At 74.7% G+C, this 17,368-nt stretch carries 11 protein-coding genes; 9 read left to right on the plus strand and 2 right to left on the minus strand.

The features are described 5' to 3' along the window. Positions 1-134 precede the first annotated feature (134 nt). From abc-f to FXF50_RS01035, 3 genes are all read left to right on the plus strand, one after another. A complete protein-coding gene (gene abc-f / locus FXF50_RS01025) occupies positions 135-1,772 on the plus strand; it encodes a ribosomal protection-like ABC-F family protein (protein ID WP_148425292.1) in 1,638 nt (545 codons plus the stop codon). A 67-nt stretch (positions 1,773-1,839) separates the two neighbouring features. Then, entirely contained in the window at positions 1,840-2,988 is a 1,149-nt protein-coding gene (locus FXF50_RS01030) for an acyl-CoA dehydrogenase family protein (RefSeq protein ID WP_148425293.1), read from the plus strand. A gap of 102 nt (positions 2,989-3,090) precedes the next feature. After that, on the plus strand, positions 3,091-4,632 hold the full coding sequence (locus FXF50_RS01035) for a long-chain fatty acid--CoA ligase (protein WP_148425294.1): 1,542 nt from the start codon (positions 3,091-3,093) through the stop codon (positions 4,630-4,632). An 18-nt stretch (positions 4,633-4,650) separates the two neighbouring features. On the opposite strand, the gene FXF50_RS30085 is transcribed toward FXF50_RS01035, so the two are convergent. Next, a complete protein-coding gene (locus FXF50_RS30085) occupies positions 4,651-8,418 on the minus strand; it encodes a CHAT domain-containing protein (RefSeq protein ID WP_148425295.1) in 3,768 nt (1,255 codons plus the stop codon). A 168-nt stretch (positions 8,419-8,586) separates the two neighbouring features. Here FXF50_RS30085 and FXF50_RS01045 point away from each other — a divergent pair, with 168 nt between their 5' ends. Together FXF50_RS01045 and FXF50_RS01050 are read left to right on the plus strand one after the other, a co-directional pair. After that, positions 8,587-8,967 (plus strand): hypothetical protein, encoded by a 381-nt coding sequence (locus tag FXF50_RS01045; RefSeq protein WP_148425296.1) that lies wholly within the window; start codon positions 8,587-8,589, stop codon positions 8,965-8,967. Further along, positions 8,964-9,896 carry a hypothetical protein gene (locus FXF50_RS01050; protein WP_148425297.1) on the plus strand — a complete coding sequence of 311 codons (933 nt, stop codon included), beginning with the start codon at positions 8,964-8,966 and terminating at the stop codon, positions 9,894-9,896. Before FXF50_RS01045 ends, FXF50_RS01050 begins: the two co-directional genes overlap by 4 nt. A gap of 4 nt (positions 9,897-9,900) precedes the next feature. Here the strand turns inward: FXF50_RS01050 and FXF50_RS01055 are convergent, their stop codons facing one another. Beyond that, positions 9,901-10,929 carry a tetratricopeptide repeat protein gene (locus FXF50_RS01055; protein ID WP_148425298.1) on the minus strand — a complete coding sequence of 343 codons (1,029 nt, stop codon included), beginning with the start codon at positions 10,927-10,929 and terminating at the stop codon, positions 9,901-9,903. Positions 10,930-11,682: 753 nt separating this feature from the next. Between FXF50_RS01055 and FXF50_RS01065 the strand changes: the two genes are divergently transcribed. The 4 genes from FXF50_RS01065 to FXF50_RS01080 all read left to right on the plus strand — a co-directional run bounded on the left by FXF50_RS01065 (position 11,683) and on the right by FXF50_RS01080 (position 17,350). After that, positions 11,683-13,155: a glycosyltransferase family 39 protein gene (locus FXF50_RS01065; protein ID WP_148425299.1), complete on the plus strand. Its 1,473-nt coding sequence runs from the start codon at positions 11,683-11,685 to the stop codon at positions 13,153-13,155. Positions 13,156-13,356: 201 nt separating this feature from the next. Further along, entirely contained in the window at positions 13,357-15,135 is a 1,779-nt protein-coding gene (locus FXF50_RS01070) for a glycosyltransferase family 2 protein (protein ID WP_255509820.1), read from the plus strand. Beyond that, entirely contained in the window at positions 15,132-16,244 is a 1,113-nt protein-coding gene (locus FXF50_RS01075) for a glycoside hydrolase family 26 protein (RefSeq protein WP_148425301.1), read from the plus strand. Before FXF50_RS01070 ends, FXF50_RS01075 begins: the two co-directional genes overlap by 4 nt. After that, positions 16,244-17,350 (plus strand): glycoside hydrolase family 26 protein, encoded by a 1,107-nt coding sequence (locus FXF50_RS01080; protein WP_255509821.1) that lies wholly within the window; start codon positions 16,244-16,246, stop codon positions 17,348-17,350. Before FXF50_RS01075 ends, FXF50_RS01080 begins: the two co-directional genes overlap by 1 nt. Positions 17,351-17,368: the final 18 nt, after the last annotated feature.

The following is a 17,368-nucleotide window of genomic DNA, read 5'->3' on the forward strand; positions in this document are numbered from 1 at the left end:
GGTGCGCCGACTCGAAGGAGACCGACATGACGGGCGACGACGACATCTCCGGGTGATTCCCGGCCCCTCGCCGCATCCCTGTCCCGTCATCCGGGCGGCCGTGCCCTGCCCGGCTCCACCGTGAGGTCTCTCCGATGTCCGACGCTTGCGTCGTCTGCACCAACCTCTCCTTCTCCTGGCCCGACGACACCCCGGTCTTCCCGGACCTGTCCTTCACCGTGCCGCCCGGCCGCACCGGCCTGGTCGCACCCAACGGCGCCGGCAAGACCACCCTGCTGCGGCTGATCGCCGGCGACCTCACCCCCACCGGCGGCGCCGTGACGGTGGACGGCGTGCTCGGCTACCTGCCGCAGAACCTGCCCCTCGCGGGTGACCTGACCGTGGCGCAGGTGCTGGGTGTCGACGCGGTGCTCCGGGCGCTGCACGCCATCGAGGCCGGTGACGCCCGCGAGGAGCACTTCACCACCGTCGGCGACGACTGGGACGTGGAGGAGCGCAGCCGCGCCGAACTCGACCGGCTGGGCCTGGGGGACGTCCCGCTCGACCGGCGGTTGGCCACGCTCAGCGGCGGGCAGGTGGTCTCCCTCGGCCTCGCCGCGCAACTGCTCCGCCGTCCCGACGTGCTGCTGCTCGACGAGCCGACGAACAACCTGGACCTCGACGCGCGGCACCGCCTGTACGGGGTGCTCCAGGAGTGGTCCGGCTGCCTGCTGCTGGTCAGCCACGACCGGGCCCTGCTGGACCGGATGGACCGCATCGCCGAACTCGACCGTGGGGAGGTGCGACTGTTCGGCGGCAACTTCACCGCGTACGAGGAGGCCGCCCGGGCGGCCCGGGAGGCGGCCGAGCGCACCGTGCGCGGCGCCGAGCAGGAGGTGAAGCGGGAGAAGCGCGAGATGCAGCAGGCCCGGGAGCGGGCCGAACGGCGGGCCGGCAACGCCGCCCGCAACCTCGACAGCGCCGGCCTGGCCCGGATCGTCGCCGGAGGGCTCAAGCGCAGCGCCCAGGAGTCGGCCGGTCGGTCCCGGCAGTTGCACGCCAACCGGGTGAGTGAGGCCCAGTCCCGGCTCGACGAGGCCAGCAGGGCGCTGCGCGAGGACCAGACGCTGACCCTGGACCTGCCGGAGACCACCGTCCCCGCCGGACGGACGGTCGTGGCGGGGGAGCGGATGCAGGTCCACCACGACGGCCGGGCCGTCTTCGCCGGGGCGGGGGTGGACCTCCGCATCCGGGGACCGGAGCGGATCGCCCTCACCGGCCCCAACGGCGCCGGCAAGTCCACCCTGCTCCGGCTGCTGCGCGGCGACCTCGACCCGGAGGGCGGGGAGGTTCGCCGGGGCGACGGCCGGGTCGCGTACCTGTCGCAGCGGCTGGACCTGCTCGATCCGGACCGGACGGTGGCGGAGAACTTCGCCGCGTACGCCCCGGACCGGCCGCCGGCCGAGCGGATGAACCTCCTCGCGCGGTTCCTCTTCCGCGGCGCGCGGGCCCACCTGCCGGTCGGCGTGCTGTCCGGCGGGGAACGGCTGCGGGCCACCCTCGCCTGCGTCCTGTACGCGCAGCCGGCTCCCCACCTGCTGCTGCTGGACGAGCCGACGAACAACCTCGACCTGGTCAGCGCGGGCCAACTGGAGAACGCCCTGGGCGCGTACCGGGGAGCGTTCGTGGTGGTGAGCCACGACGAGCGGTTCCTCGCCGAGATCGGCGTGCGGCGGTGGCTCCGCCTCGACGGCGGCCGCCTCCGCGAGGTTCCCGCGCCCGACCCGGCCTGAACCTCGTCGCGGCTCGGCGGAAGCGGGGTCTGGACGGACATAAACTTGCACCGCTAGTTTATGCCGCATGGACCTTCAGCTCTCCGCCGAGCAGGTGGCGGCCCGGCGGCTCGCCGCCGAGTTCGTCGACCGGGAGGTGGCGCCGCACGCGACGGCCTGGGACCGGCGGGAGGCGGTCGACCCGGACATCGTCGGGAAGCTCGGGCGGCTCGGGTTCCTCGGGCTCACCGTCCCCGAAGAGGACGGCGGGTCCGGCGGCGACCACCTCACCTACTGCCTGGTCCTGGAGGAGCTGGGCCGGGGCGACTCCGCCGTCCGGGGCATCGTCTCGGTGTCGCTCGGGCTGGTGGCCAAGTCCGTCGCCGCGCACGGCACGGCCGCGCAGAAGGCAGAGTGGCTGCCCCGGCTCTGCTCCGGCGCCGCGCTGGGCTGCTTCGCGCTCACCGAACCGGACAGCGGCTCGGACGCGGCCGCGCTGCGCACCCGGGCGGTCCGCGACGGCGGCGACTGGCTGATCACCGGCACGAAGACGTTCATCACCAACGGCACCACCGCCGACGTGGCCCTGGTGTTCGCCCGCACCGGCGGTCCGGGGCACCGGGGCGTCACGGCGTTCCTGGTGCCCACCGGGGCCGCCGGGCTCACCCGCCGGGAGATCCACGGCAAGCTCGGCCTGCGCGGGCAGGCCACCGGGGAACTGCGGTTCGACACCGTCCGCGTGCCGGACTCGGCGCGCCTCGGCCCGGAGGGCGGCGGCTTCCGGCTGGCCCTGGCCACCCTGGCCAAGGGCCGCATGTCGGTGGCCGCCGGCTGCGTCGGCATCGCGCAGGGCTGCCTGGACGCCGCGGTCGGCTACGCCGGGCAGCGCGTCCAGTTCGGCAAGCCCATCGCGGGGCACCAGCTCGTGCAGCAGCTGATCGCCGGCATCGCCGTCGACACCGCCGCCGCCCGGCTGCTGGTGTGGCGGGTGGCCGACCTCGTCGACCGCGGCGAGCCGTTCGCCACCGAGGCGTCGATGGCCAAGCTCTTCGCCAGCGAGGCCGCCGTCCGCGCGGCCGACAACGCCGTTCAGGTCTTCGGCGGGTACGGCTACATCGACGAGTTCCCGGTCGGCAAGTACCTGCGCGACGCCCGCGTCGCGACCCTCTACGAGGGCACCAGCCAGATCCAGCAACTGCTCATCGGACGCGCGCTCACCGGCGTCAACGCCTTCTGATCCGCCACCACACCGACCCGGGAGGGCATCCGGCATGAGGAGCTACGCCTGCATCGAGGAGTCGACCCCGACGGGCCGCCGTCCCTTCCGGAGCGCGGCCCGATGACCGCGCTGTCACTGGCCATGGTGCTGGCCGAGGCCGCCCGGCGGCACCCCGACACGGTGGCCGTGGTCGACGGCGACACCCGGGTCACGTACGCGCAGCTGTGGCGGCAGGCCCGCGGCTACGCCGCCGGGCTGCGGGAGCTGGGTGTCGCCCCCGGCGACCCGGTGGCCCTGCTGGCCCCCAACGTGGTCGACTTCCCCCGGGTCTACTACGCCGCCCTCGCCGCCGGCGCGGTGCTGGTGCCCGTGCACCTGCTGCTGACCGTCGACGAGGCGGTGCACGTGCTCCGCGACAGCGGCGCGAAGCTGCTGGTCTGCCACGGGTCGCAGCTCGCCCTGGGCGCCGCCGCCGCCGAGGCGGCGGGCGTCCCGCTGGTCACCGTCGGGCCGGCCGGCGCGGGTGTGTCCCGGCTGGAGGAGGTGAGCGGGCCGCTGCCGGCGCTGCCGTCGTACGTCACGCGGCAGGCGGAGGACACCGCTGTCGTGCTGTACACCAGCGGCACCACCGGCGTGCCCAAGGGGGCCCTGCTCACCCACCTCAACCTGGTCATGAACGCCACCGTCAACGTCTTCGACGCCAACGACGCGCGGTCCACCGACGTGGTGCTCGGCTGCCTGCCGCTGTTCCACAGCTTCGGCCAGACCGTGGCCATGAACGGCACCTTCCGCGTCGGCGGGACCCTCGTGCTGCTGAGCCGCTTCACCGGGCCGGCCGCCATCGACCTCATGCTGAGCGAGGGGGTGAACGTCTTCCACGGCGTGCCGACCATGTACGTGGCGCTGCTGGAGGCCGCCCGGGACCGCGACACCCTGCCCCGGCTCCGCCTCTGCGTCTCCGGTGGCGCGTCGCTGCCGGTCGCCGTGCTGGAACGGTTCCACGCCGCCTTCGACACCACGATCTTCGAGGGCTACGGGCTCTCCGAGACCTCGCCCACGGCGACCACCAACCAGCCGCACTTCGGCACCCGGCCCGGGACCATCGGGCACCCGGTCTGGGGCGTGGAGGTGGAGATCGCCCGCGCCGACCTGGACGACCGGATCGAGCTGCTGCCGACCGGTGAGCTCGGCGAGATCGTCATCCGCGGCCACAACGTCTTCGCCGGTTACCTGGGGCGGCCCGAGGCGACCGCGGAGGTGGTGGTCGACGGCTGGTTCCGCAGCGGGGACCTGGGGCGCAAGGACGCCGACGGCTTCATCACCGTCGTGGACCGCAAGAAGGACATGATCATCCGGGGTGGCTTCAACGTCTACCCGCGCGAGGTCGAGGAGGTCCTGGCCCGGCACCCGGCGGTCGGCCAGGTGGCCGTGATCGGCGTGCCCGACCCCCGGCACGGCGAGGAGGTCTGCGCCGTGGTCGTGCCCGACCCGGCCGGCCCGGGCCTGCCGGCCGAGCAGGAGCTGATCGACTGGTGCCGCGAGCACCTGGGCCGCCACAAGTACCCGCGCCAGGTCCGGTACGTCGACGCGCTGCCGATCGGGCCGAGCCACAAGGTGCTCAAGCGGGAACTGCGCCGCACGCTGGCGCCACCGGTCGACTGACGCCGGCGGCCGGGGCGCTCACAGCGACCGGTTCAGTCCGACGTGGAGGTGCCCGGCCCACCGGGTCGGCGTGGCCGGAAACTCGTCGCGGACGGCCCGTACCGTGTCGGCGAGCACCCGGGCCGCCGCAGCGGTGTCCGGCGGGCGGGTGCCGCCGTCCGTCAGCGCGGCGTAGAACGACGCGGCGATCCGCGCGCTGTCCGGGGTCCGCCACGTCGTGCCGATCACTCCCCGGAAACCGGCGAGCTGGAACGCCGCGGCCAGGTGCAGCGGCTCGTCGGTGAACCGGGGGTGCGTCTCGGCGGAGCCGCACGCGGACAGGAAGGCAAGTTCGGCCCGTTCCAGCTGGTAGGAGCCCACCCGGTGCGGGCTGAGCGTGCCCCCGGCGCCGAGACGTAGCCCGCTGGTCAGCATGGCGGCGACGCCGGCATCCGCCTCGCCGTGGCAGGCGAAGTGCGCGATCGGGTGCTCCCGCAGCGCGTCCTCCACCGCGTCGGCCGCCACCTCGGTGCCGGTCAGCACCGTCGAGCCGGGCATCAGCGCGGCCACCTGCTCAACCTCGGCGCGTACCTGGGACAGCGCCGGCAGGTCCCGCGCGGTCGGCACGCCGACGACGGCGGCCGTGGCGGCGGCCGGCCGCGGCGGCCGGTCCGCCGCCGCGTGGGCCAGGGAGGTGAGGGTCGGCGTCCAGGACGACACCGCACGATCGAGGACGGTACGCCGGCCGCCCGGCTCGCGGTGGTGACCGGCCGCGTGCAGCGGGAGCCGGGCCAGCGCGCCGACCGGGCACCACCAGATCCGCGGCGGCGGGTCGTCCACGGGGGCCAGCAGGTCGAGCACCGGCCCGGCGACGGCGCCCCACAACCAGGTCAGGATGCGGTGCAACTCCTCCTGGGCGGCGGCGCGCCGGTCGAACGGCACCGCCGGGTCGGTCGCCTCGGCCACCGCCGCGTACCAGCGGGCGACGCTCCGCTGGACGGTGACCTTACGCAGGTCGGGCAGGCGCACCGGCCGCACGGGCCGCTCCGGGTCCGCCGGGACGAGCAGGGCGTCGCCCCGGTCGCCGTGCGTGGTCACGACGACGACCGGCATCCCCGCCAGCCGCTGCCGCAGCAGCGGCATCGACGGCGGCCGGAGGAAGTGGCCGAACCCCGGCAGCCGGCGGATCCGCTCGACCACCCGGTCCCGCTCGGCGGCGAGCTGCCGGGTCCGGGCCAGCCAGACCGGTCGGGGATCCCAGTCCCTGGTGGAGCTGGCCACCACCTCGCCGGACCCCGTCCGGCGTTCCACCTCGACGGTGAACTTCCGGACCTGGGTGTAGGCGTCCGCCTCGGCCAGCTCCCGGTCGATCCGGTCGAGTTCCGCGGCGAGCCCGGCGTCGACCGCGCGCAGCTCCACCCGGCCACCGCGGATCCCCAGGGCCTCGTGGAACAGCAGACCCCGGCCGCGTTCCAGGAGTTCGACGGCGCTGTCGGCGTCGTCCGCCGCGATCGCCGCGGCGGCGGCCTCGGCGGCCACCCCGCCCAGCGCGGCGACCGTGCCGAGCCGTCGGCGACCGGACGACGACCGGTCGACCGAGTCCGGCAGGTGCCGGACCGCACGCTCCAGCGCGGCCAGTCGGGCCGCCGGGTCGCCGGCCTCCCGCGCCAGCTCCGCCTGCCGGCGTTCGGCGTCGACCCGGGTCGCGGACTCCACGCCCGGCGACGCGGCGATGGCCGCGTACGTCGAGATGGCCTCGCGCCGCGCTCGCTCGGCGTCCGGGCTGCCCGACCGGCCCAGCTCGGCCGCGGCCCGGGCGAGCAGCCGGGCCCGCACCGGCCACCAGTGGTGCCCGGTCGGGGTCTGCGCCACCGCCTCCCGGGCCAGCCGCACGGCGTCGGCCAGCACGTCCAGGTCCCCGCCGAGCCGGTACCGCTGGTACCGGGTGTCGGCGATCGCGCTGCCGATCCGGGGCTGGTCCGGGTGCTCAGGCGGAAGCAGGGCGAGCGCGTCGCGGAACATGCGTTCGGCCGCCCCCAGGCCGGCCTCGTCGGCCTGGCGTACCGCCAGCAGGGACCGGCTGCTCGCCTGGTTGTACAGGAAGCCGACCCGGCGGGGGTCGTCACCGGGCAGCGCCTCGGCGGCGCGGCGGCTGGTCTCCACGGCCTCGTTGAGCAGCACGTCGTCGGGCGCCATCGCCGCCCGGCGGGACAGCATGCCGGCGAGCCGCATCAGCCGCAGCGGATACGACTCGTGCTCCACCGGGGTGTGCGCCAACCCCTCCCGCTGGTAGCGCAGGGCCTCGTCCACCAGCTCGGGGTCGTCGGCCAGCCAGCCGGCGTCGGCCAGGGTGCCGGCAAGGATCACGAGCTGCTCCGGGCGCCTGTCCGGCTGCTCCTCGGCCAGGTCCAGCGCCGCACGCGCGGCGGAGAGGGCGGCCTCGATGAGGTCCGGGGCTTTACCGTGCACCCCCGCCTGGGCGGCCGCGCCCGCCAGCAGGTTGAGCGCCTGCCGCCGCAGCGGGTGCCCCGGCCCGGCGGCGTCCAGGGCGAGCTGTGCCCAGGACGCCGCGCGCGCCGCGCCCGACAGGTCGCCCCCGTGTTCCCAGCGGGCCAGCTCCGCCTCGCCCAGCAGGAGCAGGGCCCGCGGCCGCCCCGGGTGGAAGCCGGGCACCGCGGCGACCAGCACGACGGCCGACTCGTACCGCTCGGCCAGCGCCGGCGGCGTGGCGTCCACCGCACCCCGCTCGGCCAGTTCCTCGGCCTGCCACAGCAGGTCGTCGAGCACCGCCTGCTGTTCGGCCGCGGTGACGATGGTGCCGGCCAGGTCGGGACCGATCTCGCGGGCCAGCAGGTTGGCGACGGTGTTCAGCCGCTGAAGGGCCGGCGCCGCCCCCGGCTGGTGCGGCGCGGTGGTGTGGACCGCGTCGCGCCAGGCCGCGGTCGCCTCGAGCAGAAGCTCCACCGACGCGTGTTCCGGTATCTCGTGCAGCCGGCACAGCGCCGCACCGAGCCGGGCCACCACCCGGGGATCGACAGGCTGGCGCGCCCAGCCGAGCTGCGCCGCCCGGCGGAACTCGCCGACGGCCAGTTCCAGGGCCCGCGGGCCGGCGCCCCGGTCGAAGTAGAGTTCGAACAGGCTGCCGCGGCGGACCAGCCGGTGCGGCCGGTGCGGGTCCCGCGCCGAGGTGGCACCCAGGGCCTGCGTCGCGGCCTCCAGGGCCTCGTCGTAGGTCCCGCCGTCACCGCCCTCCTCGGCCAGCGTCGCCAGCGCCTCGGACAGGTCGGTCAGCAGCGCGGCGCGGAGCAGGGCGACCGCCTCGCCGCTCTCACGGGCCAGGGGCAGCAGCCATTCCCGGTACAGCGTGACGAGCATCCGCAGGGCCTTCCCGGAACCGGCCCGGTGCCGCTGCCGCAGCCCCTCGACCCGGTCCGCCTGCTGCTGGCTGAGCAGGACGTCGGACAGGCGGGGCGCCGCGGGCCGGTCGTCCGCCCGGTACTCGTCCCGGATCGGCTCGGGCACCCCGTCCGGGTCGTCGCGGCACCCCTGCCGGAACAGCGCGACGGCCGCCCGGCGCTCCCGCAGGCCGTCCACCCCGGGCCGGTCGAGGTAGCGGTACCAGTGGAGCCGGGCCAGCGCCCGCGCGGCCGTCCGGCCGGCGCCGCGGTCACCGGCCTCGGCGGCGAGCAGGTGCACGTCGGACCACAGCTCCGGTCCGGCGAGGATGGACGGGTCACCGGTGCGCTCGTACTCGGCGGTCACCGCCGTGACCCGCCGTACGGCGGCGCTGGTGGTCCGTCTCGACATCGCCTACTCGATTCCGGTGCGCCGGCGTCGGCCCACGATCCCCGATGCCCATCCTGCCCGCCCCGACCGGTGTGCGGAAGCCGGCCGACACCCACCTTGAGGGACGGTGACGGCTTGCCCGGGTCACTACTGTGGCAGCGGAAGCCAACCGGTGCCGGAGGACTAGCCTTGGAACTCGTCGCGGAGCGCGTCGGACGGCTGTGCCGTCAGGCGGCCGGGGAGCAACTGCGCGAGCATGCCGAGCGCTACGGCGTCGCCGAGGTGCTCGACCGGATCGCCGACGCCGTCGGCCGGGGCCGCCTGGACGAGCGCCTGGGGGAGGACCTCGACCGGCTCGACGACGCATTCGCCCGCCACGGCATCGACGGGCTGACCCTCGGCGCACGCGGGTTCGAGCCGTGGCTCGGCGGGGGCGGGCATCCGACGGTCGTCGCCTGGAGCTGCCCGAGCCCGCAGCCGTGTCCCCGGACCGTCTCCGCTGACGACGGTGACCGGCCGGTCTGCGGGCTGACCGGCGCGCCGTTCGGGCAGCGCCGGATCGCGCTGTGAACGCCTTCGTCGCCGAGCTGGGCAAGCAGCTGCTGACCCGCTGGACGGCGGCGCTGCTGCCGGGGGCTCTGTTCGCCGCCGCGGGGGTGGTGGCCTCCGTCCTGGGCCATCGGCACGCCGTGGACCAGCGGGCCCTGGCGGCCTGGTGGGACGGGCTGGCCGCCGGGCGGGCCGGCGGATCGGGAGCGAGCCTGCTGATCGACGCGGCCGCGTTCCTGCTCGGCGCGGCGGCGGCCGGGCTCGTCGCCCAGTCGGTGGGCGTGCTCGTCTCCTGGACGTGGAGCCTGACCGGGTCCGGGCCGGTGCTGCGCCGGCTCGTCGCCCGGCGTCGCCACCGGTGGGAGCGGGCCGACGTCGCCGCGCTGGCCGCGGAACGCGCGCTGCTCGCGGACACCGGCGACACCGCGCTGCGCGACCGGACGCGCCGGGCCATCGCCCGCCGGGCGGCGATCTGCCTCGTGGAGCCGGCGCGCCCCACCTGGGTCGGCGACCGGCTGCACGCGGCGGACGTCCGGGTGCACCGCGGCTACGGCATCGACCTGGCGACCGGATGGCCGCGCCTGTGGCTGCTCCTCCCGGACGAGGCGCGGAGCGAGCTGGCGGCGGCACAGGACCGGTGCGGGGCGGCGGGCCGGCTGGTCGGCTGGGGCCTGCTGTACGCCGTCCTCGGGGCGTTCTGGTGGCCGGCCCTGGTCGTCGGCCTGGTGGCGCTGCTCGCCGCACGCCACCGCGCCCGCCTGGCCGTCGCGGTCTACGCGGACCTGGCCGAGGCCGCGGTCGACCTGTACGGCCGGGACCTGGCGCTCCGGCTCGGACTGCCCTGTCCCGACCGGCTCACCCGCGAGATCGGCGAGCAGGTCACCGCGATCGTCCGCAAGGACGACGTGGTCCCGCGCGCCCGCCGGGCAGGCGCAGCCGACCGTCCGTGACCGGTCACGGCCGCCAGGACGGGTTGTGCAGGATGGCCAGGTTCTGCCGGGCGGTGGCCGCCAGGGTGTCGTCGTGGGCGCCGCCGTCCGACAGCGCGTCGAGGACCTCCCAGTAGCGCTCGATGGCCCGCCGCCGGTGGCCGGCCAGCGCCAGGGTGGCGGCCAGGTTGTTGCGCCGGCCGGCCGTCTGCCGGCTCAGCCGCCCGTGCCGGCGCTCGCTGTGCCGGATGTTGCGTTCATGCAGCTCGATGGCCTGCGCGTACTGGCCGGCCTGCTGGTAGCCGATGGCCAGGTTGTTCCGGACGACGAGGGTGAGGTCGCCGTCGGCGCCCTGCCGGTGCTCGGCGGCGGCCACCACCTCGCGCAGCAGGTCCAGCCCGTCGTCGACCTGCCCGGCGGCCAGGTAGGTCTGGGCGAGCGCGTTGCGGACGGTCAGGGTGTCCTCGTCGAGCTGCCCGAACGCCGCGCTCGCCCCGGCGGCCAGGGGTTCGAGCAGGGCGACGGCCTCGGCGAACCGGCCACAGTGGCGATGGTCCTCGGCCACCGCGAGCCGGTACGCCAGGGTGCCCCGGTCGGGGACGGCCTCCCGGCCGGCGCCGGCGGCCCGCCAGATGTCGAGGGACATCCGGGCCACGTCGGCCGGGCCGCGCATCTGCCGTGGCGGCGGTGGGGGCGTCCCGGGCAGCGGCTCGCCCGGACCCGCCGCGTCCGCCGCCCACGCGGCGAGCCGTTCCCGCAGCTCCGGCGCCGGCGCGCCGGCGACGTGCAACCGGCACACCCCCTCGTCCAGGTGCAGGTCGACGTAAGCGCCGTCGGAGCGCAGGCCGTCATATCGGAGCGCCATCGTGAGCAGGTCCGGGGTGCGGACGTCCAGCCCGCGCAGGGCGGGCCAGGGGAGCCGCAGGAACCGGCGGATCGGCCGGCGCAGGTCGATGCCGGAGCGGTCGAGGACGGCGGTCAGGCCGGCCGTCTCGCCCGCGCGACGCGGATGTCCACCGAGGAAGGTCACGTGCGGTAGCGCGAGCGACGACACCGGGTCATCCTTCCATCCGGGGACGGGTCCGCGCAGCCCCCGGAACCGGTGGCTGCGCGGACCCGTCCGGACGGCTCGTCAGTGGGTGACGCCGGCGGCCTGCGCCGCCTCCTCCCGGGCCCGCCGCTCGTCGCCACTGAGCGTGTGCAGGGGCTTCTCCTTGATGAAGAGCACCACGACCATGGCGAGCAGGGCCAGCGGCGCGCCGACCAGGATCGGCCATCAGGTGGGTGACCCGGTTGGCCAGGACGGCGCCGAGGGCGCTGACCCCGATCGCGCCGCCCATGCTGCGGAAGAACGTCAGCACGGAGGTGGCCGCGCCGGAGCAACCACAGCTCGCGGTCCTCCTGCATCTCCTCGATCACCTCGCCGAGCGCCGCGCGGATGGCCGCGAGGGCGGGCGCCTCCGGAGGCACCTCCGCGAGGCGCGCGACGAACCGGGTGTTGAGCGCCGCCGATCTTGCAGACCGTGCAAACTTTCCCGCCCTGAAGTGAAATCCCCGACGGGGCGGCCGGCGTACAAGGGGCTCGCCAGCGCTACTGCCCGGATTCATCCTTTCGCGCCCTTTGTCGCATATAGGCGTTATGCCGAACATGGCTCATTAGGCTCCACGGTGTCATCCAGTCTTCGCCCGGGACATCCGGGAACCGGTCGCACCAGCGGCCGGACCCGTCGCGCCCACGCCTGTCCGGCGTCGCGCCGGGACGGCTGGGCCTCGGTCGCCGGCACCCACAGGAATGCGTGAGTCAACGATGATGGACGCGGACACCATGGTCCTGCCCCGGATCGGGGCGGGAGACATCCGTATCGAGGACCCGTGGGGCGAGGACCGCGCGGTCGGATCCCGGACCCGCGCGCCCCGTCCACGGGCCGACACCTCCCGGTGGCGGCTCGCCGCCTGGCTGCTGCCCGCGCTGCTGGCGGGGGCGCTCGGCGTCGTGGGAGCCGGCACGCCCGGCCTGCGCCTGGCGGAGCTGGCGACCTGGCGGGCCGCCACCTCCCCCTGGCCGGACCGGTTGCCCGGCGGCGACGTCACGCTCGTGCCGTACCACCTGCTCATGCGCGCCTGGGCGGCGGCGTTCGGCGCCTCCGACCTCGCGCTGCGCGTACCGTCCCTGCTGGCCGTGGCGGCGGCCGCGGCGCTCGTCGGCGCGCTGGCCACCCGGATGTTCGCGCCGGGCACTGGGGTCCTGGCCGGAGTGATCTTCGCGTTGCTGCCGAGCGTCACCCGGTACGCCCAGGAGGCCCAGCCGTACGCGCTGGCCCTGTTCGCCGCGGTGCTCGCCACCTGGTTCCTGCTGCCCGCCATGGACCGGCCGAGCCTGCGCCGCCTCGCCCCGTACGCCGGCGCCGTGGTCCTGCTGGGCCTGTGCCACGCCATGGCGCTCCTGCTGCTGGTCGCGCACGGCTGGGTCGTGCTCGCCTTCCGGCGCGGGGCGACCGGCCGGTGGCTGGCCGCCGCGGTCCTCGGCGCGCTTCCCGCCGCCGCGCTGCTCTGGTCCGGGGTACGCGCCGGCGGCCAGATCGCGCCAGCGGCCCGCCCCGACCTGTCGACCCTCGCCGCGACCCCCGGGGAGTTGTTCGGCGTCGCCGCGCTGGGTGCGGTGCTGCTGGGGCTGGCGCTGTTCAGCCTCCCGCTGCGCCAAGCGGCGGCGGTCTGCACGGCCTGGGCCGTGGTGCCGCCACTCGGCCTGCTGCTCGTGGCGCAGGCGACGCCGGTCTGGTCACCGTCGGGCCTGCTCTTCACGTTGCCGGCCTGGGCGACGCTGGCCGCGGCCGCGCTGTCCCGGGTGCGCGCCCGCTGGTGGGTGGCGGTGACCGCGGCGCTGGCCCTGATCGGCGCGCCGGCCCAGGCGGCCCTGCGCGCGCCCGACGGGCACGGGCAGGCCACCCGCGAGGTCGCCGAGATCGTCGGCGCCCGTCGGCTGCCCGGCGACGGCGCGGTCTACGGCGACGCGGACGCCCGGACCCTGGTGGCCCGCTACCTGCCGGCCGACCGGCGGCCGACGGACCTGCTCGCCGCGGCGCCGGGGCACGGCTGTGCCGGTTGCCTGTGGGGCGTCCGGCGGCTGTGGGTGATCCGACCCGGCGACCGCACGGATCCCGTGCCGCGCGTGGGCGACGCGACGGAGCGGCTGCTCAGAACGGGATACCGGGTGGCGCAGGTCTGGCACCCGGAGGGGTTCACCGTCGCCCTCCTGGTGGACGAGCGCGCCGCCCGCTGACCGATCCGTACCTTCCGAAAACCACTGCCCGCGCAGGATCGACCTCTGTCGGGTTCGTGGCGAGAGCACCATGGGGGAAATGTGGCCATCGCCGCCGACACACGTCCGTCCCGAACCACCACACCGGGCACCTCGGGCAAACGCCCACAGGCGCCCGCCCCGCCCGGACCGCCCGCCCGGAACGGACCGGACCGGCGGCAGTTGAACATCCGGGCCCGCCTGGCGTACGCCAGGTGCGGCGCCACCGCGGGGCCGCTGGTCGCCCCGCGGCACGCCGGGGCGGCGGTGGAGTTCCGGCATGCCGCCTCGCCCGCGGCGCGGCTGGTGCTGACCCTGCTCGTGCTGGTCAACAGCGCAGCCGGGCTGCTGTTCGTCGGCTGGCTGCTGCTGCCGGAACACGTTCCCGGCCCCGGCGTGGTGGGGCCCGGCGGCTGGGAGACGATCGCGGCCCGGCTGGCCTTCTGCGTCGTCGTCGGCGTCGAGTTGATCCGCCTGGCCCAGAACGTGGTGGTGTGGGTGTTCGCGTTCCACGCCCGGGACCCGGTGCCGGTCGACCCGCCGGTCGGCCTGCGGGTGGCCCTGCTCACCACGATCGTGCCGAGCAAGGAGCCGCTCGACGTGGCGGAGCGGACGCTGCGCCGGCTGCGCCAGCTCGTCTACTGCGGCCAGGTGGACGTCTGGATCCTCGACGAGGGGGACGACCCCGCGGTGAAGGAGATGGCCGCGCGGCTCGGCGTCCACCACTTCAGCCGCAAGGGCCGGCCGGAGTACAACCAGCCCGGCGGCGAGTTCCGGGCCCGGACCAAGTCCGGTAACCACAACGCCTGGCGGGCCGAGCACGAGAACCGGTACGACGTGGTGGCCAACGTCGACCCGGACCACGTGCCGCTGCCCAACTTCCTCGAACGCACCCTGGGCTACTTCCGCGACCCCGACGTCGCCTTCGTGGTGACCCCCCAGGTGTACGGCAACATGCACCAGAACTTCGTCGCGCACGGCGCCTCCGTGCAGCAGTACCTCTACAACGGCCTCATCGCCCGTGGCGGAAACGGGCTGGACGCCCCGCTGCTCACCGGCACCGGCCACCTCTACCGGCCCGCGGCCTGGCGGACCATCGGGGGCTACCAGGACTCGATCATCGAGGACCACCTGACCAGCATCCGGATCCACGCCGCCACCAATCCCGAGACGGGCAACAAGTGGAAGGGCGTCTACACGCCCGACGTGGTGGCCATCGGCGAGGGCCCGACCTCCTGGGCGGACTACTTCAACCAGCAGAAGCGCTGGGCGGCCGGCATCTGCGAGATCCTCGTCCGGCGCGAACTGCGCGCGCCGCGCGAGCTGCCGTTCCGGCGCCGCTGGCAGTACCGCCTGCTCCAGTTCTACTACCCGAGCGTCGCGGTCAGCCTGCTGCTGGGCAACCTCGCCACCGCCATGTACCTGCTCACCGGGATCGGTTCGGCACAGCTCGACGTCACCGTGTGGTCGGTGCTCTGGGGCTCGACCTTCGGCACCTGGTTCGTGCTGTGGCTCTGGCTGCGCCGCTTCAACATCGCCCCGCACGAACGGGAGGAGATCGGTCTGGTCGGCATGGCGCTGGCGCTGTTCGCCGGGCCCGTCTACGTGGCCGCCGGGTTCACGGCGCTGCTGCGCCGCAAACTCGGGTTCGTGGTGACCGCCAAGGGAAAGCTGCGCACCATCGAGTCGTTCCGCACGTTCCGGCTGCACCTCTGCTGGGCGGGCGTCTCCGCCGGTCTGCTCGGGGCGAGCTTCGTGCTGGACAACAGCTCGCCCCTGCTGCGGGTGTGGCCGGTCCTGACCCTCCTGACCGGTCTCGGTCCGCCACTGATCGCGCTCGTGTCGAACCTGCGGGCCGGCCGGCAGGACGACGAGGCGGCCGTGCCCGCCCCCGCTCCTGCGGAGGCCGAGGAGGTCCACCCGCCGAGGTCGCGGGTCGCCGTCGAGGAGGCGCTGCGATGATCAGGTTCACCTTTCCGCGGATCGTGCTCGTGTTGGCCGGCGCCCTGCTGCTGACGTACGCCTTCGCCGTGGCGCCCACCGCCACCTCCGAGCGCCGCGGCGGGACGGTGACGGCGGAAGCGAAGGCGCCCCGACCCCGGGGACCCTTCCCGCCGGCGGGAAAGACGTTCATCGGTGTCATGACCGACAAGGGTCCCCACGACTTCACGCCGGTGGACCGGTTCACGGCGGCCGCCAGGCACCAGCCGCAGGTCATGCTCTTCAGCGAGGGGTGGGCGTCCGCCACGTTCGACCGGGCGCTCTTCGACCGGATCCGTGACCGCGGCATGATGCCGATGCTGGGCTGGGAACCCTGGGACTACCGCCTCGACGAACGGGCCCGGCAGCAGAAGCTGACCGCCCAGCAGATCGACGCGGTTCGCTCCGCTCAGCCCACCTACCGGCTGTCCCGGATCGCGGGCGGAGAGTTCGACACCTACGTGCGGTCCTGGGCCGAGGGGATCAGGTCGCTCGGCTACCCGGTGGCCATCCGCTTCGCCCACGAGATGAACGGCTACTGGTACCCGTGGTGCGAGTTGGTCAACGGCAACCAGCCGGGTGACTACGTGAAGGCCTGGCGCCACGTGCACGACGTGTTCCAGGCGGCCGGCGCCACGAACGTCACCTGGGTGTGGAGCCCGAACGTCAGGTACACCGACCTGACCCCCCCGATCTCCACCTACTACCCGGGCGACGACTACGTGGACTGGGTGGGCGTCACGGGCTACTACGGCAAGTACGACTTCGCGCCGTACCTCTCCTTCGACGAGGTCTTCGAGAAGACCATCGCCGAGATCCGCACCGTCAGCAGGAAACCGATGGTCGTCACCGAGACCGGCGCTTCCGATCACATCGGGCGGAAGGCGGAATGGATCACGGAGGCCTTCCAGACCCTGCCCCGGTATCCGTTCATCATCGGTCTGATCTGGTTCGAGGTGAACAAGGAACTCGACTGGCGCGTCGCCAGTTCCCCGGCCGTGACGGCGGCCTTCGCCCGGGCCGTCGCCGCCCCCCGCTACCAGGTCACCTGGTCGCCGGACATGCTCCCGCGCACGAAGCCGGAGGACTGATGAGGCTCACCGTACCCCGGGTCCTCATGGTGCTGGTCGGCGCGCCGCTGCTGACCTACGCGGTCGCCATGGCGCCGGCCACCGTGTTCGGAGACCGGGAGGACGCCCGGCCCGACCGGCGCGCGGAGGCCGGGCCGGCCGCGGCACTCTTCCCGCCGGCCGGCAAGGCGTTCGTCGGCGTCATGACCGAGAAGGGCCCGCAGGACTTCACGGCGGCGGACGCGTTCGCGGCGGCCGCGAGGTACCGGCCGCAGGTGATGATGTTCAGCTCGTGGTGGGGGACCGACAGGTTCGACCGGACGCGGTTCGACCGGATCAGCGACCGCGGCATGCTGCCGCTGCTGGCCTGGGAACCCTGGGACAACACGGTGGACGAGGCGGCCCGCAGGAAGGGCCTGCCGGTCCGGGAGATCGACCAGCTCCGGTCGAACCAGCCCACCTACCGGTTGTCCCGCATCGCGGGCGGGGACTTCGACCCCTACCTGCGGTCCTGGGCGGACGGGATCAGGTCACTCGGCTACCCGGTGGCCATCCGGTTCGCGCACGAGATGAACGGTGACTGGTATCCGTGGTCCGAGGCGAGCAACGGCAACCGCCCGGGCGAGTACGTCAGGGCGTGGCGCCACGTGCACGACGTCTTCCGGGCGGCCGGGGCCACCAACGTGACCTGGGTGTGGAGCCCGAACGCCAGGTGGGACGACTCGACGCCGGAGCTCTCCGGGTTCTATCCGGGCGACGACTACGTCGACTGGGTCGGCCTCTCGGGCTACTACGGCATCGGGTTCCACTCGGACTACCGGTCCTTCGACGAGATCTTCGGCCCCACCATCACCGAGATCCGCGCGTTCAGCGGGAAACCGTTGGTCGTCACCGAGACCGGCGCCTCCGACGCCACGGGACGCAAGGCCGAATGGATCACCGAGATGTTCCGGGCGCTGCCGCGCCACCCGGATGTCATCGGGCTCATCTGGTTCGAGGTGGACAAGGAACTGGACTGGCGCATCGTCAGTTCGCCGGCCGTGGCACGAGCCTTCGCCACGGCGGTCAACGACCCCCGCTACCGGTTCGGCTGGTCGCCCGACATGCGCCCGCGCACGACGCTGTGAGCTAGTTCTCCGGACATA

The sequence above is a fragment of the Micromonospora sp. AP08 genome, from assembly GCF_008085935.1.
Lineage (GTDB): Bacteria > Actinomycetota > Actinomycetes > Mycobacteriales > Micromonosporaceae > Micromonospora > Micromonospora chersina.

Bases quoted from the DNA above. Each gene is read 5' to 3' on its own strand.
- FXF50_RS01065 (WP_148425299.1), top strand. From the start codon at position 11,683: ATGATGGACGCGGACACCATGGTCCTGCCCCGGATCGGGGCGGGAGAC.
- FXF50_RS01030 (WP_148425293.1), top strand. From the start codon at position 1,840: ATGGACCTTCAGCTCTCCGCCGAGCAGGTGGCGGCCCGGCGGCTCGCC.
- FXF50_RS01080 (WP_255509821.1), top strand. From the start codon at position 16,244: ATGAGGCTCACCGTACCCCGGGTCCTCATGGTGCTGGTCGGCGCGCCG.
- FXF50_RS30085 (WP_148425295.1), bottom strand. From the start codon at position 8,418: ATGTCGAGACGGACCACCAGCGCCGCCGTACGGCGGGTCACGGCGGTG.
- FXF50_RS01035 (WP_148425294.1), top strand. From the start codon at position 3,091: ATGACCGCGCTGTCACTGGCCATGGTGCTGGCCGAGGCCGCCCGGCGG.
- abc-f (WP_148425292.1), top strand. From the start codon at position 135: ATGTCCGACGCTTGCGTCGTCTGCACCAACCTCTCCTTCTCCTGGCCC.
- FXF50_RS01075 (WP_148425301.1), top strand. From the start codon at position 15,132: ATGATCAGGTTCACCTTTCCGCGGATCGTGCTCGTGTTGGCCGGCGCC.